Genomic DNA, 26,903 nt, shown 5'->3' with positions numbered 1-26,903 from the left:
CAAGGTCCGGAGGGGGACGATGAAGACTCCTGTGGGATAAACATGATCGGTGAGACCCCGGAAGTCGAAGACTGAGGAGGCTCAGCACATGCCCACGGAACGCGAAATCGGCCCCCGGAGGACCTTCCTCTAAACCAATATCTCGAAACTGAGTCTTCAACTATCCGGCCCGATAGCGTAATAAGTTTTTTTATGAAAAATCAACATTAAGGTTTAACAAAGCCATATAATAAATCAAATTAAAGTGTGACCATTACCTATTGTAAAAGACTTATTATGATCTTTGGAACTATAATGCTTACACAGGGATATCCCCTACTTAGAACGAATAACTACATAAAGGGGGGAATCTATATGAAATATCTATCCAAAAAGGCATTTGAGGCTGCTAAAGATTATATCCTTACAAACGCTCGTGATCTTGAACAAGCACGCTGCTTGTATCTTTTTGACAACGGTACGGAGCAAGCTATTATAAAAGCCTTACGTGCCTATCAGAATCAAGATGGGGGCTTTGGTCACGGACTGGAGGCAGATTTCCGTCTTCCAGACTCCTCGCCTATGGCTTCTTCTGTAGCAATGCAGATTTTACGATCCATCGATCGTTCTCCCAAAGCCCAGGAGATGATCAGCGAAGTTCTCCACTACTTCGAAAAGTCTTTCAATGAAGAGCGCCAAGGCTGGCTGGCCGTGCCTTCTAAAGTGAACGATTATCCTCATGCCTTCTGGTGGACGGTACACGAAAATGGAGCTTCGTGGATCGACGACAACTGGGGTAACCCTTCAGCTGAGATTATCGGATACCTTCTGGCATATAAAGATGAAGTAACAAAGCTGAATGTAGATGAACTTGTCAACTTATCAATAAAGCACTTACTATCCCTTGATCATTTTGAATCGGAACATGAAGTTTTTTGTTATCTGCGTTTTTTCAGGATGAACCCTTCCTTCATGACTCAAGAAATTCACGCGAAACTAAAAGAGGGTGTACATCAACTTGTGGCTTTAAATCAAGAAGACTGGAAAAACTATGTTCCCCTCCCTTTGCAGTTTAAGCCAACGCCTCATAGTCCCGACGTAGGGATATCTACATATACAATCGAGAAAAATCTTGATTATATAGTAGAACAATTGGAGGTACAACCTTGCATTGAACCGGCCTGGAAATGGAATACTTACGAAGATGTTTGGCCTAAAGCTAAACAGGAATGGCAGGGTGTACTTACCCTTGAAGCCTTACAATGGATCTTTTCCTATGGCAGAATAGTCAGCTAGGCTTTTCTCATTTTCACAAATTCATATTCACTTCCATTTGTCGGCTGCATAAACGTCTGAACAACTTTAAAACCAGCATTTTCATAAACCCGGATTGCTCTCTCATTAAAAGTTGCGACAGATAAAGTAAATGAGCGGGCCCCATAATGTATTTGAGCATATTCAAGAGCTTTTTGCAGAAATGGCCCGCCTATTCCTTGTCCTGTCATATCTGGCCGCAAGCCTAAACCCAGGTCGACGGTCTCGGATTCCACAGGGATTATGGAATAAAAGCCAATTAATTGCTCTCCTTCGTACACACTAAAGGCACGCTTACCTCTCGCTTCCTCATTAATGAACTCTTGGTAGTCTTCTTCATCCGCCGTCATGTCATAAAAACTATAAATTCCATTGTATTTCCAGTGAGCGATTTCTTCCGCTTCCTTTTGAAGCATCTGCTTAACTTCCAATCCTTTCCCTCCTTTGATCCTTAGTCTGCAGCAAGTAGATCATTACCCCAATGATGGGGAGAATTCCCCATAAGAAACTCTTGCTTTGAATACCTATTTTCTGTTGATCCCAATGAAGCGTAAAAACACTTAGTCCTGTCAGGAGGAATAAATCAATGGTCATTACATGGACAAATTGAGAGTGGCTGAAGGCTTGAGCATAAACAGTGAAGTCACCCTGCAGAAGCCCATATATAATAAGCCAAGTAGTACCGATCAACAACAGAACATGAAGATAGAGAGAGTTTAACACTTTCTTTAGTATGCCGGGGATTCGGTCACTGCGTTTCTTCTCAGCAGTAGACAAGAAGAAAAAAGGCAGTAAAGCAAAGGCTCCCAATACAAACGAACCCACAGCAAAAGGCCAGGCAGGAAGACGGCTATGATCATGATTAAGTAAAAGGATTATAAACGTGATTGGAAACAGACCAAGCAGACTGAAAACAGCTAAGAGCAATGGATCAGGATCATTCATCCGTATCAACTGATTTAAATAACCCTCATTCCCATTGGGAGCGACCAGCCAGGCATAGAGAATAAACGCAGTCCAAATCAGAAAAAACACAACCTGTCGTATCTTCATTCCTGTTCCCAGTCTTTTTTGAAGCGCTCCATCTTAATTTGCAGCTGTTGGATCATCTCCAATATTCTATTGAAGTCGTCCATATCTACTTCATCAGCGTCCATCGAAGACACAACTTGATTCAACATTTTGATTCTGTTTTTTATGTAATGAAATTGATCTGACGGATGTTGTGCAGCTTTCCCCATACCTATCCCTCCCCTGTTGATTTACTCTTATTTTACCTTTCTCTGATCATAAGGAAAACTTTTAAGGCTTGATTTTCTGTAAAACCGATTGTGTTGCTATAGGAAATTGAAGAGAGTTTGGGGAGACAACTTGTTTTTCAGACATAACCATTTCTTTGCGGAAACAGACTGATTCCTTCTATAAAAACAAATATATTGAATAAAAAAGGACCTGTAAGAAAATGAATCTTACAGGTCTGCCACTTATTTATTGGATTTTTTAGGTGATAAAAACCATCCTAGAGCAGCAATTATGACCAGAACAGCATAAAAGCTTACCTTCCAAAGTGCTGAGTGAGCAAAATGTTCATCAATAACCTGAATATTAGGGTGAGCAAGGGTAGAAACAACTAATTTAACCCCTACCCAGCCTACGATAACAAAAGCCGCTATTTCCAGGCCGGGCCTTGAATGCAACAGATTTACAAATATATTGGCTGCAAATCTCATAATAATAATTCCGATCATACCACCGGTAAGAATGACGGTAAATTGACCGCCATCCAGACTGCCTACATTGGGAAGTCCTGTCTCAGGCAGAGCAACCGCGAGAGCAACAGCTGCTAAAATAGAGTCCACAGCAAAAGCAAGGTCAGCCAACTCCACTTTTAACACAGTGGCCCAAAAGCCTTTTCCTTTTTGGTTTTCCTCTTCCTGCTCATCTTCTTCTGGTTGTTCTTCATCCTTAGAACGCCATTTATCCCATAAGTGTTTTCCTGATATAAATAACAGATAAGCCGCCCCGAGGGCTTGAACCTGCCATACATCAACCAGGAATGAAATAATAAATAAAGACCCAAATCGAAGTAAGAAAGCACCAAATAATCCGTAGAACAAAGCTTTCTTGCGCTTTTTCTCAGGCAGGTGCTTAACCATAATAGCTAGTACCAGCGCATTATCCGCAGCTAAAATACCTTCCAGTCCCACTAACACGATCAATACCCATCCATATTCAAGTAACAACTGTGCATCCATGCTTCTATTCCCCTTCACTATACGAAATGGGCTTTGTCCCGGGTAAAGGTTGGGTCCCTCCGGGAATAATGGCTTTATAATTCAGCTATCCTTTTAAGGAATGCGTAAATCCTACAATCCTCATAACGTTAAGCCAGGATTTATCAACTGTATGCCGCCCGCTCTATTTCAAGTCATTCTATTACAATTATTCCTAATAATGGTAGTTTTATATTCCTTTTGAATAAATATTCCCTTACCGTCATTAAACAAACGTTTAATTAACGGATAGAATAGATCAAAATCAGGCTTTTTCTTCAAATAACCGAGCAATTTCAGCAATAACGTTCACGGCTTTTTCCATATGATCGAGAGAAATGTATTCGTACTTGCCGTGGAAATTCTGTCCGCCCGTAAAGATGTTAGGCGTTGGCAGTCCCATGTACGAAAGCTGGGAGCCATCTGTACCTCCTCGGATAGGTTTAATCAGCGGTTCAATAGCGAGATTTTCCATAGCTTGTGCTGCCGTATTTACAATTTCTTTAACAGGCTTAATTTTGTCTCCCATATTATAGTATTGATCAGTCATGTCTATAGATATACGTTCTGCCCCATACTTATCTTTCAAGTCTTCCACTAATTGAACAAGGCTGCTCTTTCTCTTTTCGAATAAATTCTGATCGTGATCACGTACTAAGTAAGTGAGTGAAGTATGTTCTACATCTCCTTGGAAAGTATTCAAATGATAAAACCCTTCATACTTCTCTGTGTACTCGGGAGCCTCTTTTTCGGGAAGACTCTCTTGAAACTCAATAGCCAGTTTTACAGCATTGACCATCTTATCTTTCGCGGTACCAGGATGTACACTGTTTCCGTAAAAGTCAACTTTTGCTGTTGCAGCATTAAAACTCTCGAATTGAAGCTCTCCAATTGGCCCTCCATCTACTGTATAAGCATAGGAAGCGGCAAATTTTTCTATATTGAATTTGTGAGGTCCGCGTCCTATTTCTTCATCGGGTGTGAAAGCAACACGAATTTTCCCGTGCTTAATTTCCGGATGCTTAATTAAGTAGTCTAGCGCCGTCATAATTTCAGCTATCCCTGCTTTATTATCCGCCCCTAGCAATGTCGTTCCATCTGTAGTAATTAGTGTTTGTCCTCTGTAGCTGCTTAACTCAGGAAAATCCATTGGAGAAAGGTTTACTTCCTCGTTTAAAGATATATCTCCTCCATCATAGGATTCAACTACTTGAGGTTTCACATTTTCTCCTGTGAAGTCAACAGCAGTATCTATATGAGCAAGGAAACCGATAACGGGTACGTCTTTCTCCGTATTAGCCGGAAGCGTCGCCATAACATAAGCATACTCATCAATAGAAACTTCACTCATGCCGATCTCCTCAAGTTCTTCCGCCAACTGACGAGCCAGGATCCACTGCCCCTCCGTTGAGGGCGTATCTGGATTGTTTTCATCTGATTGAGTATTCACCTTTACATAAGAACAGAATCGTTTTAAGATTTCATCTTTCATTGTTCATCCTCCTTTAACTTCCTATACAATCTTCTTTCCATTATAAGCGTATAATGGTTTAAATGATGTAAATGTATGACTATTATCCATTAGTTCTGGTATTCTTAACTAGACCTTTCCTTTTTATTTGGATTCCCTAAACAACATGGTTGATTCTTCCAAAGAGTTCTTCAACTATCGGACCGTTTCCTATTATTTAAGAAGGGATCGTCCGTTTCCGTCACGAATATTCAGTAAGAGCATTTAATTTTACATAAAGGTGTGTAGTCTTTGATCCATAAAAGCTGGTTCCAAACCATTGTCGCAGGTATCTTAATTTCGCTTCTTATACTTCTCCTTCATGAAATCCAGTTCTTCTTTGAACCGGTATTAACGTATATAGGTGCCATTGCGCTCCCTCTGATCGGCGGAGGAATATTATTTTATATTTCCAGGCCTGTCCTGCATGTTCTGGAAAGATACAAGATTCATAAGCTGATTGCCATTCTAATCATCTTTTTACTTTATATTTTAATAGGCTTTATCATCGTTCAGTTTATTGCTCCGATTGCTCAGCAGCAATTTACGAGATTGATCAACAATCTCCCAGGAATGATTGATATGTTCGGGGATACAATCAGTTACTGGCAGCAAAACCAGGATATCATCCCAAGCCAGTTTGACAGTACAATAAACAACGTCGTGGAAAATCTTCAAAGCTATTTACAGGATGCTTCCAAAATCATTATCAATGTTATTAGTCAATTGATAGGATTTGTATTCGCCCTTGTACTTATTCCTTTCTTCCTGTTTTTTATGTTAAAAGATGGGGACAAATTTGTTCCTTTTATTCAAAAGTTTCTAAGTAAACGTGCAGCCAGAAGCTTCGGAAAATTAGCTCATTCGGTTGATCATACACTGAACGCTTTCATTCTTGGGCAGATGACTGTAAGTATTGTTGTGGGGTTGTTGTTACTAGTCGGCTATTTAATCATCGACCTGGACTACTCCTTAACGCTTGCTTTATTCGCTATGCTTATGAACGTCATTCCTTTTGTAGGCCCATTTCTCGCTGTCATCCCTGCGATGCTTGTAGGTCTTCTTCAAGAACCAATCTTAGCTTTATGGGTAGCTATAATTATGGTCATCGCTCAGCAACTGGAAGGAAATTTCGTCTCTCCTAACGTTATGGGGAAAGCATTAAGTATTCATCCTTTGACGATCATTACGTTAATTCTCGCGGCTGGAAGTTTGGCAGGTTTTCTTGGTCTATTATTTGCAATCCCTACCTACGCTGTCTTAAAAGCCGTCATCAGCCACTTTTATGAAGAGTGGCTGGAAAGAAGAAAAGCATGATTAGACAGCGTTCTATTGACCTTCCCCCACCAATCATTATTAGAAGTGGGGGTTTCTTATGAATTCTATAGAAAGTGAGGGATCTCAAATGCAGTCATCACTCCCCAAGTTATGGACATGGCCCTTTATATTTTTAATACTTGGTAACTTGTTCACGTTTATGAGTTTTCAAATGCTATTGCCAAACTTACCACCTTACATAGAATCGATAGGCGGAAGCAGCTTGCAAATCGGTTTAATCACCACCATGTTTGCCTTTGCTGCTATCCTTATCCGCCCTTTCATAGGCCATCTGCTTATGACACGCGCTCGGAAAAAGCTGGTTCTTATTGGCTCCATTTCACTGCTAATTATGACGACATTGTATCCGATCACTCAGATAGTGGTTGTTCTTTTAATCATCCGCTTTGTGCATGGTCTGGCCTGGGGATGGTCCACCACAGTGAACGGAACGGCAGCAGTAGATTTAATTCCCCGCCGCCGTGTCGGCGAGGGTATGGGGTATTTTGGTCTGTCTGTTACGGTAGGCATGATTATGGCACCAAGCTTAGGAATTTACCTATATCAAAACTTCACCTTCCAGCTCCTCGTCTGGATTGCAGCAGCTTTAGGAGCTGTAGCTCTCATTTTACTTTCAGTGACCAGCTTTGTAACCCCTGAAAGTGTGTATCAAAATCAAAAGCAGCCTCCTCCCTTTTCCTTTATAGGTTCTTTAGTAGAAAGCAGAAGCCGTTACCCTGCTCTTGTAACTTTCCTGAATACTTTCGGCTATGGAGCAGTAGTTACTTATCTTGTTATTTTCGGCAATGAACAGGGGTTATCAGGAACCTTCCTGTTTTACTTTTTCAATGCGGTGCTGGCTACCATTTCCCGACCGATCACTGGAAAATATTTCGACCGCAAGGGACCCTGGAAGCTGATAATGGTATGTTCAGTCTTATCCTTTATTGCCATGTGGATTCTCTCCCTTGCCAGTACGAATGTTCACTTGATTATAGCTGGGGCTATTTTCGGCATTGGATTTGGATCTATGATGCCTGCGCTTCAGGCCTGGGTTATCTCTAAGACCACTACAGAACGAAGTGGCATCGCAAATGGCATGTATTATTCCTGTATTGATCTTGGCATTGGGTCAAGCGCCCTTATCCTCGGCTTTATCTACCAGTTTGTCGATACAGCCACGCTGTTTAAGCTTTCAAGCTTCTTGTTCATTCTTGTGCTCATCCTTACTTATATGGATTATCGTAAACAGACGGATCCCTGGGAGCCGGTGCATTAAAAAACCATCATGTCCTTAATCGGACATGATGGTTTTTAGCCAATAACAATTATTCTCCAGCTGCTTCAATTTCTTCCTGGAGTTTATCAAGAATTTGTCCATCTACCGTAGAAACTTCATTACGATAATAGTCACGTACAGGCATCGCTTTATCTTTAAACATTTGACGCTGTTCATCAGTTAACTCAACAATCTCTGTTGGATTCTCTGTATCCTCTTTAATCGTTTTTAAATATTCTTCATTTTGTTTCTTCTGCTCTTCAAATACCCACTCCTGCATTTCCTGAGTTGTTTCATCTACCATGGTTTTCATTTCATCATTCAGACCTTCATACCAATCTGTATTTACAGTCGTCATTGCCACATAGTTGTTATGATTAGACAATGTCATATAATCTTGTACCTCGTAGAATGAAGCATCTCCAATAAAGAAAATCGGGTTCTCTTGTCCTTCTACAGTGCCGCGATCAAGGGCTGTGTATAATTCTGACCAGCTCATTGGAGTCGGCTCGGCACCATAAGCTTTATAAGACTCCAGAATCAAAGGAGAGGTCTGCGTACGCATTTTGAAGTTCTCGAAATCCGCTGGTTCTGTGATTTCTTTACTGGATGTCCATTGCATCGCACCTTCTGTCCAGAAAGAAAGCGGTGAAATACTGTGTTCTTCATACTTTTCACGAAGATCCGTTTTTAAAGCTTCACTGTCGTTCAAAATTTGCTGGGTTTTCTCAACACTCTCTGGGAATAAGAAATGCAGAGCAAAGATCTGCCCTTCTTTTACCATATTACCAGTAAAGCCAGGAGACATAACCGCCATTTCAACAGTTCCACTCTGCAACTGCTCCACCTGGTCGGTTTCACTTCCTAATCCTCCAAATTCATAAACCTCAATGTTTACAGCTCCATCAGACTTCTCCTTCATGCGCTTCGCAAATTCTTCTGCGTATTCATATTGTACTTGTCCATCCACTTCTTCAGTAACGAACTTCCAATTGTATGTCTGTCCTTCTCCGCCGCTGGCATTGTCTCCGCCATCGCCATTGCCGCCACAGGCAGCTAACAAAATACCTAATACAAATATCATGGCTAATCCAACCATACGTTTCTTTTTAATAATGATAATGACCTCCCAATTTTTTATATAAACTCCCTCTTCTTGTTAAATCAATAGAAGGGAAAGCTCTTCAAAGAATATGAGTAAGAATGAAATAACCACCATCATAATGATATAGGGCGGAGTGCCCTTAATCACTTCCAGATACGGCTTATTAAAGACGGCACTGGCCGTAAATATATCCACTCCAAATGGTGGTGTAGCCGAGCCTAAGGCAGCCTGGAAGGTAATGACGACTCCCAAGTGAATAGGATCGATTCCGGCATCCATTGCTGCCGGGTAAAAGATCGGAGTTAAAACCAGAATTACCACAATCGGATCGACAAACATACATCCGATGAAGAAAAATACCGTGACCATAAGTAATACATAAACCGCGCTGGGATCTGCTCCAAGAACTGTTTCCGTGATCATTTGCGGGATGCGGGCAAATGAGATCACCCATGTGAATGCCTGTCCCCCTGCTACCAGCACGAACACGGCAGATGTGACCAGCCCTGTGGACCTGGCGATTTTAGGTAATTCTTTAATATGAATGGAACGATAAATCAGCACTTCCAAGACAAAAGCATAAAGTACTGACATACCGGCGGCCTCAGTTGGACTGAAAATCCCCGTATAAATTCCGCCAATAATGATGATTGGAAACCCTAATGGCAAAAGAGCCTTCCGGGTCAATCGCCAGCGTTCGCTCCAAGAAACTTTATTGGCTAAAGGAATATCAGCTACTTTGGCATAGATAATACTGTAAATCGCAAAACTTAAAAATACGATAATACCAGGAATAATACCTGCAATAAACAAGTCTCCAACAGATGTACCAGATACAAGCCCGTAAATGATCATGCCAATACTCGGTGGTACGAGTAGCGCAACATCACTTGAATTAATGATTAATGCGATCGCTGTTGGGTCCTTGTAACCGATTTTTAAAAGACGTTCACGCATCGGCTTACCAATCGCTACGACAGTAGCCTGTGTTGATCCTGAGATAGCACCGAATAAGGTACAGGCCGCAGCTGTTGTAACGGCATATCCGCCGCGAATATGACCGATAAATGAGCCAATGAAATCGAGCAGCCGATTAGACGTTTTCCCCGTCGTCATAATATCAGCGGCGAAAATGAACAGCGGAACCGCTAAAAGGACGTACGGCTCAATTCCTGTAGAAAATTGCTGCATTAAAATCATAGGATCCAAGTTGGGAAAATAAATGAACAATACAATTAATGGCGCCGCCATAAGCGGGATCATCATCGGAAAATTCAATAATAGAAGGACCACCATGATCGTTAGTAGTGTGGCAACCATATCGTTATCCTTTCTTCTGCTGTATTTTAATTATAAGTGTGTACCTTCGTGGATTTCGTGCTTTTCTTGATCATTGTAATCTTTCGCATCTGTTCCAAGATAAACCTCATCCCGGTACTTGATATTTATCCACATATTTCTAAGGAATTGTATTCCGCCCAGCAAGAAACCGATTGGAATGAAAATGTATAAATAGTAAGAGGGCATTTGAAGCGCTGAAGTCACCCTGCCTGACTCATATACATCGTACACATAAAGAGTTGAAAAGTAGGTAAGTACAAATAATACAATCGCTGTAACCAGCGGTATGAATATGGCTAGAATTTTTCTGACCTTAAAAGGAGCCAGATCATAGAAAGCAGACATGCTGATATGTCTCCCTTTCCGGGCCGCATAACTGATCCCCATAAAAGTAGCGACTACGATCGCGATTTGACTAACCTCATCTGCAAAAGGCGGAGTGTAAGTAAAGATCGCTCGGCTTAAAGCCTTGCCTACTACCATTAAGGCAATGATGATGATCGCATAACTGAGAATGAATTCTTCAACTTTAAGTATAATTTTGTCGATGATCTTTAACGGATTCAACTCATTTAGCCTCCTAAAATTGGCAATAAGTGAGGTTTTTGAAGCTCACTTACTAAACATCATACCGAACTAATAGAGAACACTCAAATTAACTTATACAGAATTTTTTGTATATTGTGTTCAAATTTAATAATGTAATGGATTTGTAATCAAATTTCATGTATATCATCTTTATAGCTTTCTATAGATAGTATTTTCTCCAGATTTAATCTTTTTATTTCCATTTACTAATTAATAAAGTGATACACAAATGAATTACCTATCCATTCATAACCAATTTTTTTATAAATGGAGTTAGATGAATGGTTATCAAGGTCCGTATATAGAGAACAAAACTGGTATCCCTGGTCCAATAACTTCTTTGTAAGTGTCCATACAGCCTGCGTAGCATACCCTCTTCTTTTAAATTCATCTGGTGTAAATACGGCATTAATAGTAGCCCCATGTGGAGTCACGCGAGCTCTGGCAACCATAGACACAGCCTCTCCATTAACTATCCAAAGATGCATTCGCCGTGTGCGAATCATTTCCTCTGCAATTTCAGCGGTTCGCTCTTTTATCGTTCCTTCATTGGTTTCTTCTCCGAACCTTGTTAACCATTTCTTAACGAGCTCAAAGTCGGACTCCTTAGCTTCGATTAGTTCCCCTTCGTTCATATGAATGGGCTGCAGTTCATTCAAACGGTAGATTCCCTGACGCATATGTATGATAGGGTTCTCCCCCGTGATGTTGACCCATTCATCAATAAAATGCTGAACAGCTTCCCCTTCCCCAAGGATTCCAGGGACTTCAAATTGATTTTCAAACAAGTAACGAGCTAAACTCTTAATATGGCTGGAAGTAATGGATGGTATGGACGGTAAAATCCAAAGATGGGGCGGGGTTCTTATCGTCATAAAAATCGGACGCCCTTCTTCTTCTATTTTAATTAACAAAGAATCTTCATTTGAAGATGATTCCTGTAGCCGCTTTAAGATTCCTAACGGCAGGTTATTTTCAGCTTCTCTTTGGAGAAGAAGATCTTGAATAGATGACGTAAACGCTTCTACATTCTGTTCTTGAATTATTTTCATTTTACTCCCCACCCTCTGCTATATTTTTGCTTCCGTATGATAAAATTAGACAAATTAGAAAATTAATACTATTATACTTTCTTGAGAAGTCTTCTACAATAGAAGAAAGGAGAGAGAATTCATGAATAAGAAGGAAATTCAGGATCAAATCGCCTTTTTAAAAGCTGATTATATAAGAATCCAAGGAGATTTAGACAAGCTGGAAGCGAACGGAGCTAATGTGGAGAATGCTGAATCTCAATTAGAACGTATGGAAAAAGAATTGAAGGATTTGAAGGTGCAGCTGGCTGAAGCTAACGCCTAAACTGAATAGACCTTACCCATTAATATGTAAAATAAGAGAAAGGACCGCTGTTTGAGCGGTCCTTTCTCTTATTTTTTCTGCTTTTTATTTCCGTTTTCTTTTCTTTGTTCTTCAAGTTTTTCTTGTATTTTTTCAAATTCCTTACTAGGAGGAGTCAACGCTACTACCACATCTCCATTCTCAGCCCTATTTTCCACCTCTGGACTGAAGAATTCTATCTTACCTGAAGGTTTTTTGATAAACAGGATGACCGCTTCACTATCGATGTTATTCAAGTAGTTTTCATATTTATACTGTTCCGTTATATTTGTTTTCCGGAATACATAACCACTTTCAACCATGATGTTCAATTCCTCCCAGGAAGCTCCTTCTTTAAACAGAACCCTCCCTCCGATTGTATGAACAAGATTTTCCAGGTTATCTCCTTCACGATCACTTAAGCTCAGCTGAAACAGATTATTCCGGCCGAATTCCGGAACAAATGTGGTACATACAAGTGCATTATAGGAATCAAGCTCCGTGGCAGCTATAAGATACTCATATGGCGTCATATCCAAATAGTATTCCGTTTGTTCCGACAAAATCTCTCCATGGTAAGATTTGATCCCTGCGGCTCTAGTGCGCGACAAACGCTCCCATGAGGAGTCAGCAATAAGAACGGGAACTTTCAAATCCTCCAGTGTCTTAGCCATTCCTGTTGCAAATTGACTTCCTCCGGAAATAAGCACTCCAGGCGGTCCTTCCATAGAGAGCCCCAGCTTCTTAGAGAGCCACCCAATCGAAAACCCATGTGCTACAACCGTAGTAAATACAAGGGCAAATGTAAGGGAAATGAGTATTGAAGCATCCTCAAAACCTGATTCCAAAAGGATACTCGCGAAGTAACTGGCTACAGTCAAAGCAACTATGCCGCGCGGAGCTATCCAGCCGACGAGTAATTTTTCTGATTTCGATAGATCTGTCCCCATGGTGGATAAAAAGATGGATAAAGGACGAACAATAAACAGCATTAGTAAAACAAAACCGATAATTTGCACATTAAAGATTTCAACTAAAGTCTCCTGAGTCAGAGAAGCTGTCAACATAACGAATATCGTTGAGATCAGCAGCAAGGAAATATTTTCCTTAAAATGCCTCATATCCGCTATAGATGAAATATGCATATTAGCCAGTGTCATCCCCATCGCCGTAACAGATAGCAGCCCTGTTTCATGGGTGATTTCATCAGCGATGGTAAAACAGGCAATGACAACAGTAAAGACCACAGGTGACTTTAAAAACTCCGGTACATATCCGGTTTCAAACATCCATCCCACTCCCTTGCCGCATGCCCAACCTAAAATCACAGCAAACAAGGAAGCCAGGAAGAATAGTAGTAGTTCAGAAGGATTCACGTTTGTTCCCATAATAAACTCGATAATTTCAAAGGCAAAAACAGCTAACAAAGCTCCGATTGGATCAACTATAATCCCTTCCCACTTCAGTATCTTAGCAGGTCTGGGCTTTAATTTAGCCTGCCTTAATAAAGGAAGAATAACAGTAGGACCAGTAACAATAAACAGCCCGCCAATCACAAAAGCTACTGCCCATGAAAGCCCGGCTACGTAGTGAGCAGCCAGAGCGCCCAGAATCCAGCTTAAAAAAGCTCCAAACGTAACAATACGAAAAACAGGCCGTCCAAGTCCCCGTACTTCTTTCATATCTAAATTTAAGCTGCCTTCAAATAGTATAACGGCAACAGCTAAAGAAATAATGGGTTTATAAAGTTCTCCAAAGTCCTGCTCTGGATTCATTAAACCGAAGACCGGTCCTACTAATAGGCCTACGATCGACATCACAACGATTGCCGGCAGACGAAAGCGCCAGGCTATCCACTGTGATCCAACCCCAAGACTTCCGATTAACATAAATTGTAGCAGTAGTGAATCAACCATTAACGTGTCCCTCATCTCCAGTATGTTTTACACATCGCGTTATGATATAGCCATATTCTATATCCAGATCTTAGTTCTGTAAACTAAATTGGCCTTACAAAACCCTCCTCGATAAACACAATGTTTCATTATAAAACATACTGTTTATTATTTTGATCTGCCTACTCCTGGTGTTGATCTTACAGTTTTGCTCCCATTACTTGAAGACTCAGTTTGGAGTTAAATGGGTCCGTTAAGTTAGATGGATGAGGGTTGGTGGGGAAATAACTCGCTTTCCTGTGGGGGAACTGGTGAGCCTCCTCAGTCGTTTCACTCCTTGTGGAGTCTCGCCTAGATCCTTCTCCCACGGGAGTCTCGCCATTTCCCCACCAACCCAACATTAATATGAAAAACGGACCCTTCTGGAAGAGGAAGGTTCTCCTCTATAATCTGTATTAAATGCTTGTATGGCAGGCTATTGCGCATCGTTACATCCTGAAAATAGGTACAAAACCACATGGTCTCATCCCTCATCACGCAGGTGATGTTTGAAGTGGTTTTGAGCTTCTGATTTGGCAAGGTCCGGAGGGGGATGATGAAGACTCCTGTGGGATGAACATGATCGGTGAGACCCCGCAGAGCTGCTCGAGGAGGCTCAGCACATGCCCATGGAAAGCGAAATCATCCCCCGAAGGACCTTTCACACTGCACCAATATCTCGAAACTGAGTCTTACAGTAACCGGCCTGTTATTTTAATAAACCTCTTATGAAGTTTTACACCAATATTTAGCAAAGTCGATATTTAAATTAAAAGTATTGACATAATTTTTTGACATTGATAGTATTACGGCGTTGTATAAGAATTCGATTATTTGATCTTCCTACACCTTAGTATGGTCCTGGGCGCTCATTCTTGGTTTGGAAGGTCTTTTTTACGCACAATATATACAGACATCTTAGGAGGAGCATATTTATGAGAGCTAGAGATACGGTATTCATAGGTTTTACACTGTTCGCCTTGTTTTTTGGAGCCGGTAATCTTATTTACCCCATATCCCTGGGTATTGAATCAGGTACTTCCTACCTTCCGGCTATAGCAGGCTTTGTACTTACGGGGGTAGGTCTGCCTATTATAACGGTTGCGGCCATCTCGTATTTTAGAAATGGAGCTACTGAACTCGCTGGAAGGGTCCACCCTTTATTCGGCCTGTTGTTCACTGCCATGGTGTATTTAGTCATCGGCCCTTTCTTTGCAATTCCTCGAGCAGCTAACGTCGCTTTTGAGACTGGAGTAGTCCCATTTGTAAATGGAGGCTCTTTAATGCTATTGATATTTTCTGTTCTATTCTTTGCCATTGTGTACTTAGTCAGTCTGAATCCCTCTAAACTTGTTGATCGAATAGGACAAATCTTAACTCCAGCTTTGTTTCTCGCTATTTTAGGATTGGTCATAGGAAGCTTCTTCTTATTGGATGGGTCGGTTCAGCCGGCGGGAGAAAAGTATGCATCCCAGCCGTTTTTCTCAGGCTTTGTCGAAGGGTATTTAACTATGGATGCCATTGCCTCACTGGCATTTGGTCTCATTGTGGTGACATCTTTCCGCGACCGTGGGGTAACAGACCAGAAAGAACTGACTATGCGCACCTTAAAGGCTGGTTTAGTTACGGCTGTTGGTCTCGCTAGTGTATATGTAGGAATTGGATGGATCGGCACAAAAATGGCTACAGAAGGCACGTATGACAATGGAAGTGCCATTTTATCGGGTGCAGCCGAGATAATGTATGGTTCCGCTGGCACGATTCTCCTTGGTGTCATTGTAAGTCTGGCCTGCTTTACTACCTGTGTAGGACTCACCGTTGCCTGCGGTCAATTCTTCTCTAAACGTATAGCGGCATTATCTTATAAACAGGTAATCTTTATCGTGACACTGATCAGCTTTGGTATTTCCAATATCGGGCTTAGTCAGATCATTTCCTACTCGGTACCGGTTCTTGTATTTGTATATCCTATTACGATTGTGCTTGTAGCTTTAACTTTCACAGGAGGGTTCTTTAATCACTCCGCTTATGTGTATAGAGGAGCTATTATATTTACTTCATTTATTAGTCTTTATGATGGGCTTGCCGCCTTTGGAGCTGATGTTTCTGCTTTTAAGCCTCTGGTTCAGAACCTTCCTCTATCAGAACTTAACTTAAGCTGGGTTCTTCCTGCGCTTATTGGAGGTGTAATTGGAGGACTGATCCACTATGCTAAACGAGAGCCTTTACCTTCTAAAAACTATCAAAACTAATTTATAAAAATCACCCTTCTTTTAAAGAAGGGTGATTTTTTGTACTATTATTGATCAACCAGTGTGACACTGACCTTCACATCAAGGTTTTGGCCGCCTCCACGATAGACACCTTGCAGAGGACTCACATCTGCGTAGTCCCGGCCGCTTCCTATGCGAATATGCTCTTCCAGGGCTTCTACGTTATTTGTAGGATCTAAGCCTACCCAGCCGACCCCCGGTATCATAACTTCTACCCAGGCGTGAGTAGCTGCATCTCCAATTAAGGCTGAACCTTCCCCCACATACAAATATCCACTTACGTAACGAGCCGGGATTCCTTTGTCTCTTAGTACAGCGATCATAACGTGCGCATAATCCTGACATACCCCCGCCTTTAAAGGCCAGGATTCATAAGCTTTGGTATTCACTTGAGTTACCGTGCCATCATAAACAATGGATTGATGAATAAAGGCCATGAGATCAAGGGAGAATTGGATCGGATCGGAAGAATCCCCCACCACTTCTTCTATTTCCTTGATTTGCTCTTTATACATAAACGTGTAAGGCGTTTCATTTAGAAAAGCAAGGTAATGACTGCGAAATAAACCGGAATGGAAAATGGTGCGCATCTCATCTGAAAAGTGGATCATCTTAATGAGAGGACTCTTTTGAATACTGACTGTTGACTGGGTTTTGACAGTTAAATGCTGGTGCTTTTCCGGAATAAAGAAGGTTTCCACATGATTTCCCCAGTAATCGATATGTTCCTTCATCACTGAATTTGGGAGTACTTCTGAACGATAAGCAGATAGCCGCTGACATTCATCCGTTGTGGGTTTTAACCGTATATGATTCATACTTTGATCTACAAAATTCTCATAATAAAACGTGTTAATATGTTCGATTTCATACTTCATGAACTTTCCTCCTGCTAATTATAACCTACCTCACATGAACGGGCTCAATCAGATAATAAGTTTCAGAGAACATCCGGCTGACAGTAAGACAACGATCCTGAAAATGATCCAGAAAACTCATCAGTTCCTCCATATCCATGTGTTCAATATCCGCTTCCTTTATTTCTTCCTGTATTGTTTCAAGCATTTGGAATAGATCTTTTGAGTAATGAGATATCTTTCCATCTTCAAGACGTTGAACAGCTTCCATCACGTGATCCATACAATATCGAATGGATCTTGGAAACGATCTTTCCTTGATCATGAAGTCAAGCACATGCCTCGACTCCATCGTAGGAGGATGTTCTTTAATGTACGCATCATATCCATGCAGAAACTGAAGGGCTGTCAGCCAATAATAATAATTATTCGTTCCATAGCTAGACTCTTTCATATTTTTTTCACAAATAACATTTAAGACACGTGCGGTTTTATCAGCACGCTCGATCCATTTTCCGACTTTTATGAATGTATAAGGAATTCCCCGGCTCATAGTTGATTCGATAATGCCTTGTGCAGTCATCGAAGTCGTTTTCACCTTTTTCAGGTATTCCTGGGTATGCTGCCTTGTGTTCGGCAGCTCCTGCCAATCTTTCTGGGCTAGATGAAATTCATTGAGAATTTCCCATAACTCGTTAGGTATGATATCTCTCGTAGCCCTTGCATTTTCCCTCGCATAATTCATGCTGTTCATAAGCGAATTATCATTTATCGGACTAATAGTCAAATACTGAATAATCGTTTCCCGGTCAATACGTTCGTAACGATCCATATAATCAAGCTTAGCAGCACAAATATCCAGCACTTCACCCCAATCACGGTCCATGACCTCTTGATCAGATGCTTCCAGCATGTGAATCAGCTGGACACTAAGGACTCTGGAGTTGTTTTCCGCCCGTTCAATGTTACGAGCCATCCAATATAAGGAGTCTGCTACACGACTAAGCATGAGTCTCTCCTCCTTCCGACAAAATCCAAGTGTCTTTTCCGCCGCCGCCCTGTGATGAATTCACCACTAACGACCCTTCTTTAAGGGCTACTCTCGATAAGCCTCCAGGAATGACATGAGTGTATTCTCCCGTCATCACAAACACGCGCAAATCTACATGACAAGGGTAAAAACGCCCTTCCTGATAAGCAGGAGCTCTTGAGAGTTTGATCGTCGGCTGGGCTATATATTGATGGGGAGCTTCAATAATTTTTCTTCTAAATTCATTCTGCTCTTCTGGCTCTGATTGCGGACCAATTAACATATCGTATCCACCCGAAGCCCCTACATTTTTTATAACTAATTGATCAATGTTTTCAAGAACATACTCAAGTTTTTCTGGATCACTTAGGAAGTATGTTTCTACATTAGGAATAATAGGTTCTTCGTCTAAATAAAAACGGATCATATCCGGAACATAGACATAAATAGCCTTATCATCCGCGACGCCATTCCCTATTCCATTCAGAATTGAAACATTCCCTTTTTTATAGGCCCTGAGTAAACCGGAGACTCCTAAAGCTGAATCCGGGCGAAACGCCTCGGGATCAAGGAAATCATCATCAATGCGTCTATAAATAATATCTACTCTCTTTAATCCGCGTATAGTCTTCATATAAGCAACGTCATCTTTTACAATTAAATCTCTTCCTTCTACAAGCTCAATACCCATTTGCTGCGCCAAAAATACATGATCATAATAGGCTGAGTTATAAATTCCCGGGGTCAGTAATACTGCCGTAGGGGTAGAATGGGGCTCTGCATTTGGCGGGGTGTGGCTTATAACTGCTTTGTGAAGTTCAGAAACCTGATGTTCAAGGGTTTCAATTGAATGTTCAAAGAATAATTCCGGGTACACTTGTCTCATCACGTATCGATTCTGAAAAACATAAGACATCCCTGAAGGATTTCGGAGGTTATCCTCCAGAACCCGGTAATCCCCGTTTTCATCCTTAATTAAGTCCACACCTGCCAGAAACACGTGATTATTTAAAGGGACGTTTACTCCCCCAACTTGTTTATTGTAGTAATAAGGATTGTTCTCAATTAGATCTCTAGGTATTATACCTGCTTCTATAATTTTTTGATCGTGATAAATGTCTTCTAAAAACATATTGAGGGCTTTTATTCGCTGCTTCATTCCTTCTTCTACCTTAATCCATTGAGGTTCAGGAATAATAATAGGCACAAAATCGAACGGCATCGTTCGTTCCGTACCCCCGGTGTGATTATAAACCGTAAATGTAATTCCCTGCCTCAGAAAATTTAACTGAGCCGTTTCATGTTTTTCACGCAGCTCTTTTTCAGAAAAGTTTTCCATTAATTGATAGAAGGATCTGTAGTGACGTTTAGGATTCCCGTTGTCTTCCATCATTTCGTCAAAAAATGTTCCAGTTTTATATTGATTTAGCAAAAAACTCTCCTCCATTCTGACGATATGTTAACTACTTACCCTAAGTTTACCGCAACTACACAAAAATTGTAAGAAAATTTAAACAAAAACCGCCTCCTGCTGTTATAATTAACAGCGGGAGACGGGATATTCACTCAACCTATTCCATAGTTATAACGATTTTTCCTTTAGCATGGTGACTTTCACTGGCTTCATGTGCTTTTCTTATTCCTTCTTCACTTAGTTTATAACGATTTCCTATGACAGAGGTTAACCGGCCTTCTTCCATCATTTCTGCCATTTTAGAAAGACGCTCACCGTTCGGTTCCAACCAGACAAATCCAGCTTTGACTCCGTGCCGCTTGGCTTTTTCTTCATCTGGAGGCTGGACAATTGAGGCTAAACGTCCGCCTTCTTTCAGAATACCAAAGCTTTTCTCCTGGTTTTCTCCTCCTAGTGTGTCGAGCACAATATCTATTTCACTGAGCACCTCAGAGAAATCTTCTTGTTTGTAGTTAATAAAACGATCTACACCAAGCTCTTCTACCCAGGCCTGATTCTTGCCACTGGCCGTAGTCGCTACATAAGCACCCATTTGCTTAGCCAGCTGGATAGCGTAATGGCCTACACCGCCAGAACCTGCGTGTATAAGAACCCAGTCCCCTTCTTTAATCTGAGCAAAGTCCACGAGACACTGCCAGGCAGTCATACCGGCAAGAGGCACTGCTGCTGCTTCCTCAAAAGGGATATTCTCTGGAATGCGGGCAAGTTGTTCCTCATCAATTACCGCGTACTCAGCATAAGTGCCTAATCGCGTAGTAGCAGGACGTGCAAAAACTCGTTCCCCTACTTTAAACTGATCGACACCTTGACCAACTTCCTTAATTACCCCAGCTGCATCCCAGCCTAGAATAATTGGAAAATCAAAATCAAGCATCTCTTTCATATAGCCTTCTCTTACTTTCCAATCGATCGGGTTAATCGAAGTTGCTTTCATTTCCACTAAAACCTGACCCGCTTGCGGTTCAGGGGTATCTACTTGTTTCTCTATTAATTGATCTTTACCACCATATTGTTCAATTACGATAGCTTTCATTAAGTTACACTCCTTATTTATGAAGGGTTACACACCCCTCTGTTTTCCCCTATAATAAATTGTAAAACGTGATAAGATGAGGAAGGGTTCCAGTACTCATAAACACACAATTTTCATAGAATTTAAACCTCTCTATTTTTTCACATAAAAGGATGATCATAATGATGCAGCAGGCTGAGGAAATTTTACAAAAATACTATGGCTATTCTTCTTTTCGGAAAGGTCAGAAAGAAGCCATCAGTCATGTACTCCACGACCGTAATACATTGGCTGTCATGCCTACAGGCGGAGGTAAATCGTTATGCTATCAAATTCCGGGCTTAAGTCTTGAGGGCACAGCTATTATTATCTCCCCGCTTATTTCCTTAATGAAAGATCAGGTTGATGCTCTGAATTCCTATGGAATTGCCGCAACTTATATTAATAGCTCTCTTTCAGCAGGTGAGCAGAGGCAGCGTCTTCATGATTTAAGACAAGGGCGTTACAAATTTGTTTATGTAGCTCCTGAACGATTTGATTCCCCTCAGTTTTTGTCAACGATTCAGAGTATTTCCTTATCTCTCATTGCCTTTGATGAAGCCCACTGTATTTCCCAGTGGGGACATGATTTCAGACCCAGTTATCGTTCCATCGTACCCACCCTGTACCAGATCACTAATTTACCCGTTTTAATGGCGCTCACCGCTACGGCTACCCAAGAGGTAATCAGGGATATTAAACATCTGATTGATGTACCGGATGAATCAATCGTCAATACGGGGTTTGCGAGGGACAACTTATCATTCCGCATTATAAAAGGCCGGGATAAAAGGGATTTTGTAGAAGAATATTTAAAGACCCGCCCTAATGAATCCGGCATTATCTACACCGCTACTAGAAAAGATGCGGACAGTTTACAACACTACTTATCCAAAAAAGGTTTCTCAGCCGGGAAATATCATGCAGGGATGACAGAAAACCAGAGGAAGCAGGCACAAGTGGATTTTGTCCAGGATGAAATTACTACAATTATTGCAACCAACGCTTTCGGTATGGGGATCGATAAATCCAATGTGCGATATGTGATCCATTATTCAATGCCTATGAATATCGAATCCTATTACCAGGAAGCTGGACGTGCGGGACGGGACGGTGAGCCTGGTGACTGTGCTCTTTTATTTTCAAGTCAGGATATTAATCTCCAGCGTTTTTTAATTGACCAGTCACCTTCAGAAGAAAAAAAGAAAGAGGAATATGCCAAGCTTCAGGCTATGATTAACTATTGTCATACCCATACTTGTCTGCAGCAGTATATTCTCGATTATTTCGAAGACCCATTTTCTTCAGAACCTTGTGGTAAATGTTCCAATTGTACACTCGTAGGTGAAGTTCAGGACATGACCCTTGAAGCCCAGATGGTTTTATCCTGCGTTAAAAGAATGGGAGAACGCTTCGGTGCAGGTTTAACTGCTAAAGTACTGAAAGGATCTTCCGATCAGAAAGTAAAACAGTTCAAGTTTAACACCCTCTCCACATATGGGATTATGTCCAGCTATACAGAAAAAGAACTGACACGCTTTATCCATTTTCTTACGGCAGAAGGATATCTCACTCCTGGAAAAGGTCGTTATCCTGCTCTACAGCTGACAGATGAATCCGTAGCTGTCCTTAGAGGGGATCAACCAGTGGAAATGCTCGTGGAGTCCACTACGGCTAAACATGAAAGTAACTACAATGCAGACTATTTTGAAGAGCTGCGGCAAATCCGGAAATCAATTGCAGATGAAGCAGGACTTCCACCATATGTTATATTTTCTGATGCGACACTTAAAGAATTCACCATTTATTTGCCTGAAAATAAAAACGAGATGTTAGCTATTAAGGGAGTCGGAGAACGAAAGTTTGAGCAATACGGAGAAACGTTTTTGGAGACCATTCGCCCATGGGCAAAGGAAACGGATTCTAAGCCCGTTCCTGACAAAAGCTCTTCAGTCTCCATTAGAAAAAAGGAATCGAATGATGATCGTCCAAGTTATCAAGTTACATTTGAAATGTGGAAAGAAGAAAGCAAAGAAATCGGAGAAATTGCAAAAGAGCGTGGTTTAAGTTCGCAAACGATAGAAAACCACTTGTTCCGAAGTGCTCGTGAAGGACTGGATCTGAATTGGGATCGCTGGTTTAACGAAGAGCAAGAGAAGAACATTCTTCAAAAACTTGAAGAAATGGAAGAAAGAAAATTAAAGCCATTGAAAGAGGCTTTGCCCGAAGATTATACGTATTCCATGATTAAAGCGGTACTGAACAAGCATGAACTTATGAAGTAATTCATTTTATTCCACGGAGGGATAGTATGACAAAACCTAAAATAACATTAGAGACGGCAGCAAAGCTCGATCAAAACGATGTGCTTCATAACTTTAAAAAGGAATTCTACACAGATGATAATCGCTTCTATATGGATGGTAATTCCTTAGGTTTGCTTTCAAAAAGAGCAGAGCAATCTTTAGTTTCTTCTCTTGAAGATTGGAAGACCCATGCGATTGGAGGATGGACAGATGGAAAAGAACCCTGGTTTTATATGTCAGAAAAATTAGGTGCTAAAACGGCTCCACTGCTGGGGGCGAAGCCTGAAGAGGTCATCAGCACTGGTTCTATAACCTCCAACCTTCATCAACTGCTGTCTACATTCTACCGTCCAGAAGGGCAGCGAACGAAAATTCTGGCTGACGAACTGAATTTTCCATCTGATATCTATGCTTTAAAAAGTCAACTGGAACTCCACGGGATGGATCCAGATGAACATCTCATTCAAGTAAAGAGTGATAATGGAGCTACGTTGTCAGAAGATAATATTATCAAGGAGATGAGAAGCGATATTGCTCTCCTTCTCCTCCCTTCCGTTCTTTATCGCAGCGGACAGCTTCTGGATATTGAAAGAATTACAAAGGCAGCGCATGAGCAAGGAATTATTGTGGGCTTTGATTTAGCCCACTCTATAGGTGCTCTTCCCCATAATCTTGATGATTGGGGCGTTGACTTTGCTGTCTGGTGCACCTATAAATATTTGAACAGCGGGCCAGGAGGTGTTGGAGGTTTGTATGTAAATGAAAAGCACCTGGGAAGTAAACCCGGCCTTGCCGGGTGGTTCAGCTCAAAGAAAGACAAGCAGTTTGACATGGCGCATGACTTAACACATGCTGAAACAGCAGGTGCCTACCAAATGGGGACGCCGCACATTTTGAGTTCCGCTCCTCTACTAGGTTCTTTAGATCTCTTTCAAGAGGCCGACATCAAAAATGTACGATGTAAATCGCTGAAAATGACCCGGCTGATGCTCAACCTGATTTATCAGGAGCTCGACGGATTAGGCTTTCAGATCATCACCCCATTGGAGGATGAGCGCCGCGGAGGTCACATTAGTCTTGTACATCCAGAAGCTGCAAGCATTTGCAAAGCTCTTAAAAAAGAAAATGTCGTGCCCGACTTCAGGGCACCGGATGTGATTCGGCTTGCTCCTGTAGCACTTTATACTACTTATAAAGAAGTCTATGAAGTAATGATGATCTTAAAGGAAATTATGGTTAACGAAACCTATAAGAAGTACAAAAATGAACGAGATATAATTGCTTAAGGAGGATTTCATGAAACTCATCGATATAACTATGTCACTAAACAACGAAACACCTGCCTGGCCCGGTGATGAACCTTTCCAATATGAACGCACGATGACAATGGAGCAAACGGGTTCAGTTAACATCGGACAATTTAAAGCGAGCAATCACACAGGCACACATGTGGATGCCCCTTTCCACTACGATGAAGATGGACTGAAAATAGCGGACCTACCACCTGAACGTTTTATCGGCGATGCACTAGTCGTAAATATGGAAGGGAAAACCATCATTCAAGCAGACGATCTTCGTGCTTTTGAATACACAGGTGTAACGAAGCTTCTATTCCGTACAACAAGCTGGAACGATCGGAACGAATTTCCTGATCATTATACCGTTATAAGCAGCGATGCAGCTGAATTTTTACATTCTCAAGGTATCGATCTCATTGGAATAGATACACCATCGGTGGACCCTGTAGAGAGTAAAGACCTTGCGGCTCATCACTCCTTATATAAGCATGACATTTTGATTATAGAAGGCTTGGAACTCGATCATGCAGCACCAGGTGTTTATGAATTAATGGCTTTTCCATTAAAAATGGAAGAAGCTGATGGCAGCCCGGTACGAGCAATCTTACGGCAAAAATAAAACTCGAGCGCATATGAAGACCATATGCGCTCGAGTTTTTCTTATTTTTTCAGTAAATTTTGTTCTTTTGCCATTTGCTTAGCCACTTTAGGTGCCAGCCAAATCATTGGCAGTAAGAGAAGCGAAACTGGAACAGCTGTCACAACGATAAAGTTCTGAAGCTGAGTAATTCCGCTGTCACCTGTAATGAGAAGAATAACTGCTACTGATCCCATCAAAATAGCCCAGAACACACGAAGCCAGCTTTGAGGATTACCTTCACCGGTTACGGCCATAGCAATCGTATATGACATAGAATCACTCGTCGTAACAACAAATAGAATCGTCAAGATTAAAAACAACGGTGAAATTACGCTGGCAAGCGGAAACTGTTCTGTAATAGCGAACATGGCTGCCGGGTTCCCGGCTGCATTAAGAGCGTCCGATACAGAACCAGGATTGTTTAGTTCAAAGAATATTCCGGATCCGCCTAATACGGTGAACCAGAATGTTGAAATGACTGGAGCAAATATGGAAACCGCAATAATAATATCACGAATCGTCCGACCTCTTGATATACGGCTGACAAGAATAGCCATCATTGGTCCGTACCCAATAAACCAGCCCCAGAAAAAGACGGTCCATCCGGATAACCAGCCTGTATCCCCGCGGAAGGTACTCATCGGTATAAACTGATCAATATACGTTCCAAAACCTGAGATAAAGTGATTAAAGATAAATCCTCCAGGCCCAAAGATTACGATAAATACCATTAAACCAATTGCTAATCGAACATTAAAGCTACTTAGATATTGAATTCCTTTATAGAGTCCAGTTACTGCAGAAATGGTAGAAATTAATACCACAACAAAAATAATGGTGAACTGAGTACTAAACTGGTTAGGAATACCGAATATTTCCTGTAGTCCGTAGCTTGCCTGCAGTCCAAGAAAACCTATCGGTCCAATAGTACCTGCGGCCACAGCAATAACAGAGAACGCATCAATTAATGTACCGAACCAGCTATGGCGGATCTTTTCACCAAAAATCGGATACAAGAGAGTACGTGGTTTCATCGGCATGCCTTTATGATAATGTCCATACATCATGACAACGGCACTTATTGTACCGAGGATAGCCCAGGCTAAGAAGCCCCAGTGCATAAAGCTTTGAGCAAGCGCGGGATTAATAGCTGCCTGCGTTCCCGCTTCGATTCCTGACTGATGAGGGGGAACGGTGAGGAAGTGATACATAGGTTCAGCTGCTGCCCAGAATACTCCTCCGCCAGCAAGTAGGGTAGCCATAATAATGGACAACCATTTGTAAAGTCCAATTTCCGGTTTATCCATATTCCCCATTTTGATGTTTCCGTATTTAGAGAAACCTAACCCAATACCTACGAAAAACGTTGCAAGCATAAGAACCTGCCAAAAAGCTCCGAAGTATTTCGCTGACCAGGCAAAGCTTTCATTAACAATTGTTTCTATTAAATTAATATCAATAAGTGCTACGACCACAAAGAGTACTAAAATTCCTCCACTGATCCCGAAGACCGGCCAATCAATTTGACCTGTTTGTTTGTTATTCATAGATGAACTCCTTTTTAAATATGATGAATGCTTTTAAACACAATTAAATACTCTAACACTATCCTTATTATGGTGTAAAGTTTAAACTTTTAGCCTTATTAATGGAATAATGGAGCTTTAAACGTAAGTTGACCACGACAATGTGTCGTGGCCGTAAATTATTCTGCTTCATCGTACTCTGTATTTTTGTCCTTATGACGCTTTTGACATTCCTTACAAAGTTTAATTTCCGCCTCTTTCTTAGAGGTTAATAATTTACCACAATTACTGCATTTCCCAAACTCATTAGGGTTTGCCTGGAAACCTGGAAGTTCGTTTTCTGGTCCTGGCATTCCCACCACTCCTCTCAGTAAATTTGTTTATGTTTTTTCATTCCCATAATTCACTTTCTTCAATCATCTTGTAAGTTCTTG

At 41.3% G+C, this 26,903-nt stretch carries 24 protein-coding genes; 8 read left to right on the top strand and 16 right to left on the bottom strand.

Going from position 1 to position 26,903, the window contains the following annotated elements:
* Positions 1 to 354 precede the first annotated feature (354 nt).
* Positions 355 to 1,275, top strand: coding sequence for a hypothetical protein (locus tag WAM07_RS08300; protein WP_422166017.1), 921 nt, complete (start codon positions 355 to 357; stop codon positions 1,273 to 1,275).
* Here the strand turns inward: WAM07_RS08300 and WAM07_RS08295 are convergent.
* The 5 genes from WAM07_RS08295 to pepT form a co-directional block, all read right to left on the bottom strand.
* Positions 1,272 to 1,709: a GNAT family N-acetyltransferase gene (locus WAM07_RS08295; protein ID WP_422166018.1), complete on the bottom strand. Its 438-nt coding sequence runs from the start codon at positions 1,707 to 1,709 to the stop codon at positions 1,272 to 1,274. The genes WAM07_RS08300 and WAM07_RS08295 overlap by 4 nt on opposite strands.
* A 4-nt stretch (positions 1,710 to 1,713) precedes the next feature.
* The gene (locus WAM07_RS08290) at positions 1,714 to 2,346 is read right to left on the bottom strand and encodes a hypothetical protein (RefSeq protein ID WP_422166016.1); all 633 of its coding nucleotides are present in this window, start codon (positions 2,344 to 2,346) and stop codon (positions 1,714 to 1,716) included.
* Complete coding sequence (locus WAM07_RS08285; RefSeq protein ID WP_422166015.1) at positions 2,343 to 2,534, bottom strand: SE1561 family protein; 192 nt, start codon at positions 2,532 to 2,534, stop codon at positions 2,343 to 2,345. The genes WAM07_RS08290 and WAM07_RS08285 overlap by 4 nt, the downstream gene beginning before the upstream one ends.
* A 243-nt stretch (positions 2,535 to 2,777) precedes the next feature.
* The gene (locus WAM07_RS08280; protein ID WP_422166014.1) at positions 2,778 to 3,548 is read right to left on the bottom strand and encodes a TerC family protein; all 771 of its coding nucleotides are present in this window, start codon (positions 3,546 to 3,548) and stop codon (positions 2,778 to 2,780) included.
* A 283-nt stretch (positions 3,549 to 3,831) separates the two neighbouring features.
* Positions 3,832 to 5,058 carry a peptidase T gene (gene pepT, locus WAM07_RS08275; protein WP_422166013.1) on the bottom strand — a complete coding sequence of 409 codons (1,227 nt, stop codon included), beginning with the start codon at positions 5,056 to 5,058 and terminating at the stop codon, positions 3,832 to 3,834.
* Positions 5,059 to 5,328: 270 nt separating this feature from the next.
* Here pepT and WAM07_RS08270 point away from each other — a divergent pair, with 270 nt between their 5' ends.
* Together WAM07_RS08270 and WAM07_RS08265 are read left to right on the top strand one after the other, a co-directional pair.
* A complete protein-coding gene (locus tag WAM07_RS08270; protein WP_422166012.1) occupies positions 5,329 to 6,393 on the top strand; it encodes an AI-2E family transporter in 1,065 nt (354 codons plus the stop codon).
* Between the two features lie 58 nt (positions 6,394 to 6,451).
* Positions 6,452 to 7,672: an MFS transporter gene (locus tag WAM07_RS08265; protein ID WP_422166011.1), complete on the top strand. Its 1,221-nt coding sequence runs from the start codon at positions 6,452 to 6,454 to the stop codon at positions 7,670 to 7,672.
* Positions 7,673 to 7,721: 49 nt separating this feature from the next.
* Here the strand turns inward: WAM07_RS08265 and WAM07_RS08260 are convergent, their stop codons facing one another.
* From WAM07_RS08260 to WAM07_RS08245, 4 genes are all read right to left on the bottom strand, one after another.
* Positions 7,722 to 8,756 (bottom strand): DctP family TRAP transporter solute-binding subunit, encoded by a 1,035-nt coding sequence (locus tag WAM07_RS08260; RefSeq protein ID WP_422166010.1) that lies wholly within the window; start codon positions 8,754 to 8,756, stop codon positions 7,722 to 7,724.
* A gap of 75 nt (positions 8,757 to 8,831) precedes the next feature.
* Positions 8,832 to 10,097 (bottom strand): TRAP transporter large permease, encoded by a 1,266-nt coding sequence (locus tag WAM07_RS08255; RefSeq protein ID WP_422166009.1) that lies wholly within the window; start codon positions 10,095 to 10,097, stop codon positions 8,832 to 8,834.
* A 30-nt stretch (positions 10,098 to 10,127) separates the two neighbouring features.
* Positions 10,128 to 10,685, bottom strand: coding sequence for a TRAP transporter small permease (locus WAM07_RS08250; protein ID WP_422166008.1), 558 nt, complete (start codon positions 10,683 to 10,685; stop codon positions 10,128 to 10,130).
* 227 nt (positions 10,686 to 10,912) lie between these two features.
* Complete coding sequence (locus WAM07_RS08245) at positions 10,913 to 11,758, bottom strand: GNAT family N-acetyltransferase (protein WP_422166007.1); 846 nt, start codon at positions 11,756 to 11,758, stop codon at positions 10,913 to 10,915.
* A gap of 121 nt (positions 11,759 to 11,879) precedes the next feature.
* Here WAM07_RS08245 and WAM07_RS08240 point away from each other — a divergent pair, with 121 nt between their 5' ends.
* The gene (locus tag WAM07_RS08240) at positions 11,880 to 12,062 is read left to right on the top strand and encodes an SE1832 family protein (protein WP_422166006.1); all 183 of its coding nucleotides are present in this window, start codon (positions 11,880 to 11,882) and stop codon (positions 12,060 to 12,062) included.
* A 68-nt stretch (positions 12,063 to 12,130) separates the two neighbouring features.
* Here WAM07_RS08240 and WAM07_RS08235 read toward each other — a convergent pair whose 3' ends face one another.
* Entirely contained in the window at positions 12,131 to 13,996 is a 1,866-nt protein-coding gene (locus tag WAM07_RS08235; protein WP_422166005.1) for a cation:proton antiporter, read from the bottom strand.
* 953 nt (positions 13,997 to 14,949) lie between these two features.
* Between WAM07_RS08235 and brnQ the strand changes: the two genes are divergently transcribed.
* Complete coding sequence (gene brnQ / locus WAM07_RS08230) at positions 14,950 to 16,266, top strand: branched-chain amino acid transport system II carrier protein (protein WP_422166004.1); 1,317 nt, start codon at positions 14,950 to 14,952, stop codon at positions 16,264 to 16,266.
* Between the two features lie 47 nt (positions 16,267 to 16,313).
* Here brnQ and WAM07_RS08225 read toward each other — a convergent pair whose 3' ends face one another.
* From WAM07_RS08225 to WAM07_RS08210, 4 genes are all read right to left on the bottom strand, one after another.
* Positions 16,314 to 17,165 (bottom strand): transglutaminase family protein, encoded by an 852-nt coding sequence (locus WAM07_RS08225; RefSeq protein ID WP_422166003.1) that lies wholly within the window; start codon positions 17,163 to 17,165, stop codon positions 16,314 to 16,316.
* Positions 17,166 to 17,190: 25 nt separating this feature from the next.
* Complete coding sequence (locus WAM07_RS08220; protein ID WP_422166002.1) at positions 17,191 to 18,153, bottom strand: alpha-E domain-containing protein; 963 nt, start codon at positions 18,151 to 18,153, stop codon at positions 17,191 to 17,193.
* A complete protein-coding gene (locus WAM07_RS08215) occupies positions 18,146 to 19,606 on the bottom strand; it encodes a circularly permuted type 2 ATP-grasp protein (RefSeq protein ID WP_422166001.1) in 1,461 nt (486 codons plus the stop codon). The genes WAM07_RS08220 and WAM07_RS08215 overlap by 8 nt, the downstream gene beginning before the upstream one ends.
* A gap of 139 nt (positions 19,607 to 19,745) precedes the next feature.
* Positions 19,746 to 20,681, bottom strand: a complete 936-nt coding sequence (locus WAM07_RS08210; RefSeq protein ID WP_422166000.1) for an NADP-dependent oxidoreductase — start codon at positions 20,679 to 20,681, stop codon at positions 19,746 to 19,748.
* Between the two features lie 161 nt (positions 20,682 to 20,842).
* Between WAM07_RS08210 and recQ the strand changes: the two genes are divergently transcribed.
* The 3 genes from recQ to kynB are packed head-to-tail and all read left to right on the top strand — an operon-like array spanning position 20,843 to position 24,922.
* On the top strand, positions 20,843 to 22,984 hold the full coding sequence (gene recQ / locus WAM07_RS08205) for a DNA helicase RecQ (protein WP_422165999.1): 2,142 nt from the start codon (positions 20,843 to 20,845) through the stop codon (positions 22,982 to 22,984).
* Between the two features lie 26 nt (positions 22,985 to 23,010).
* The gene (gene kynU, locus WAM07_RS08200; RefSeq protein WP_422165998.1) at positions 23,011 to 24,291 is read left to right on the top strand and encodes a kynureninase; all 1,281 of its coding nucleotides are present in this window, start codon (positions 23,011 to 23,013) and stop codon (positions 24,289 to 24,291) included.
* Between the two features lie 10 nt (positions 24,292 to 24,301).
* Entirely contained in the window at positions 24,302 to 24,922 is a 621-nt protein-coding gene (kynB, locus tag WAM07_RS08195; protein WP_422165997.1) for an arylformamidase, read from the top strand.
* Positions 24,923 to 24,963: 41 nt separating this feature from the next.
* On the opposite strand, the gene WAM07_RS08190 is transcribed toward kynB, so the two are convergent.
* Entirely contained in the window at positions 24,964 to 26,490 is a 1,527-nt protein-coding gene (locus tag WAM07_RS08190) for a BCCT family transporter (protein ID WP_422165996.1), read from the bottom strand.
* A 158-nt stretch (positions 26,491 to 26,648) separates the two neighbouring features.
* On the bottom strand, positions 26,649 to 26,822 hold the full coding sequence (locus WAM07_RS08185) for a hypothetical protein (protein ID WP_422165995.1): 174 nt from the start codon (positions 26,820 to 26,822) through the stop codon (positions 26,649 to 26,651).
* Between the last annotated feature and the right edge of the window lie 81 nt (positions 26,823 to 26,903).

The sequence above is a fragment of the Halobacillus sp. genome (genome assembly GCF_049282395.1).
Classification (GTDB): Bacteria; Bacillota; Bacilli; order Bacillales; family Halobacillaceae; genus Halobacillus.
The sequence above is the reverse complement of the archived record's forward strand: the minus strand, read 5'-3'. Positions and strand labels throughout refer to the sequence as shown.

Bases quoted from the DNA above. Each gene is read 5' to 3' on its own strand.
- WAM07_RS08235 (WP_422166005.1), bottom strand. From the start codon at position 13,996: ATGGTTGATTCACTACTGCTACAATTTATGTTAATCGGAAGTCTTGGG.
- WAM07_RS08260 (WP_422166010.1), bottom strand. From the start codon at position 8,756: ATGATATTTGTATTAGGTATTTTGTTAGCTGCCTGTGGCGGCAATGGC.
- WAM07_RS08225 (WP_422166003.1), bottom strand. From the start codon at position 17,165: ATGAAGTATGAAATCGAACATATTAACACGTTTTATTATGAGAATTTT.
- WAM07_RS08210 (WP_422166000.1), bottom strand. From the start codon at position 20,681: ATGAAAGCTATCGTAATTGAACAATATGGTGGTAAAGATCAATTAATA.
- WAM07_RS08295 (WP_422166018.1), bottom strand. From the start codon at position 1,709: ATGCTTCAAAAGGAAGCGGAAGAAATCGCTCACTGGAAATACAATGGA.
- WAM07_RS08245 (WP_422166007.1), bottom strand. From the start codon at position 11,758: ATGAAAATAATTCAAGAACAGAATGTAGAAGCGTTTACGTCATCTATT.
- recQ (WP_422165999.1), top strand. From the start codon at position 20,843: ATGATGCAGCAGGCTGAGGAAATTTTACAAAAATACTATGGCTATTCT.
- pepT (WP_422166013.1), bottom strand. From the start codon at position 5,058: ATGAAAGATGAAATCTTAAAACGATTCTGTTCTTATGTAAAGGTGAAT.
- kynB (WP_422165997.1), top strand. From the start codon at position 24,302: ATGAAACTCATCGATATAACTATGTCACTAAACAACGAAACACCTGCC.
- WAM07_RS08190 (WP_422165996.1), bottom strand. From the start codon at position 26,490: ATGAATAACAAACAAACAGGTCAAATTGATTGGCCGGTCTTCGGGATC.
- WAM07_RS08265 (WP_422166011.1), top strand. From the start codon at position 6,452: ATGAATTCTATAGAAAGTGAGGGATCTCAAATGCAGTCATCACTCCCC.
- WAM07_RS08300 (WP_422166017.1), top strand. From the start codon at position 355: ATGAAATATCTATCCAAAAAGGCATTTGAGGCTGCTAAAGATTATATC.
- WAM07_RS08240 (WP_422166006.1), top strand. From the start codon at position 11,880: ATGAATAAGAAGGAAATTCAGGATCAAATCGCCTTTTTAAAAGCTGAT.
- WAM07_RS08220 (WP_422166002.1), bottom strand. From the start codon at position 18,153: ATGCTTAGTCGTGTAGCAGACTCCTTATATTGGATGGCTCGTAACATT.
- WAM07_RS08285 (WP_422166015.1), bottom strand. From the start codon at position 2,534: ATGGGGAAAGCTGCACAACATCCGTCAGATCAATTTCATTACATAAAA.
- kynU (WP_422165998.1), top strand. From the start codon at position 23,011: ATGACAAAACCTAAAATAACATTAGAGACGGCAGCAAAGCTCGATCAA.
- WAM07_RS08185 (WP_422165995.1), bottom strand. From the start codon at position 26,822: ATGCCAGGACCAGAAAACGAACTTCCAGGTTTCCAGGCAAACCCTAAT.
- brnQ (WP_422166004.1), top strand. From the start codon at position 14,950: ATGAGAGCTAGAGATACGGTATTCATAGGTTTTACACTGTTCGCCTTG.
- WAM07_RS08290 (WP_422166016.1), bottom strand. From the start codon at position 2,346: ATGAAGATACGACAGGTTGTGTTTTTTCTGATTTGGACTGCGTTTATT.
- WAM07_RS08255 (WP_422166009.1), bottom strand. From the start codon at position 10,097: ATGGTTGCCACACTACTAACGATCATGGTGGTCCTTCTATTATTGAAT.
- WAM07_RS08280 (WP_422166014.1), bottom strand. From the start codon at position 3,548: ATGGATGCACAGTTGTTACTTGAATATGGATGGGTATTGATCGTGTTA.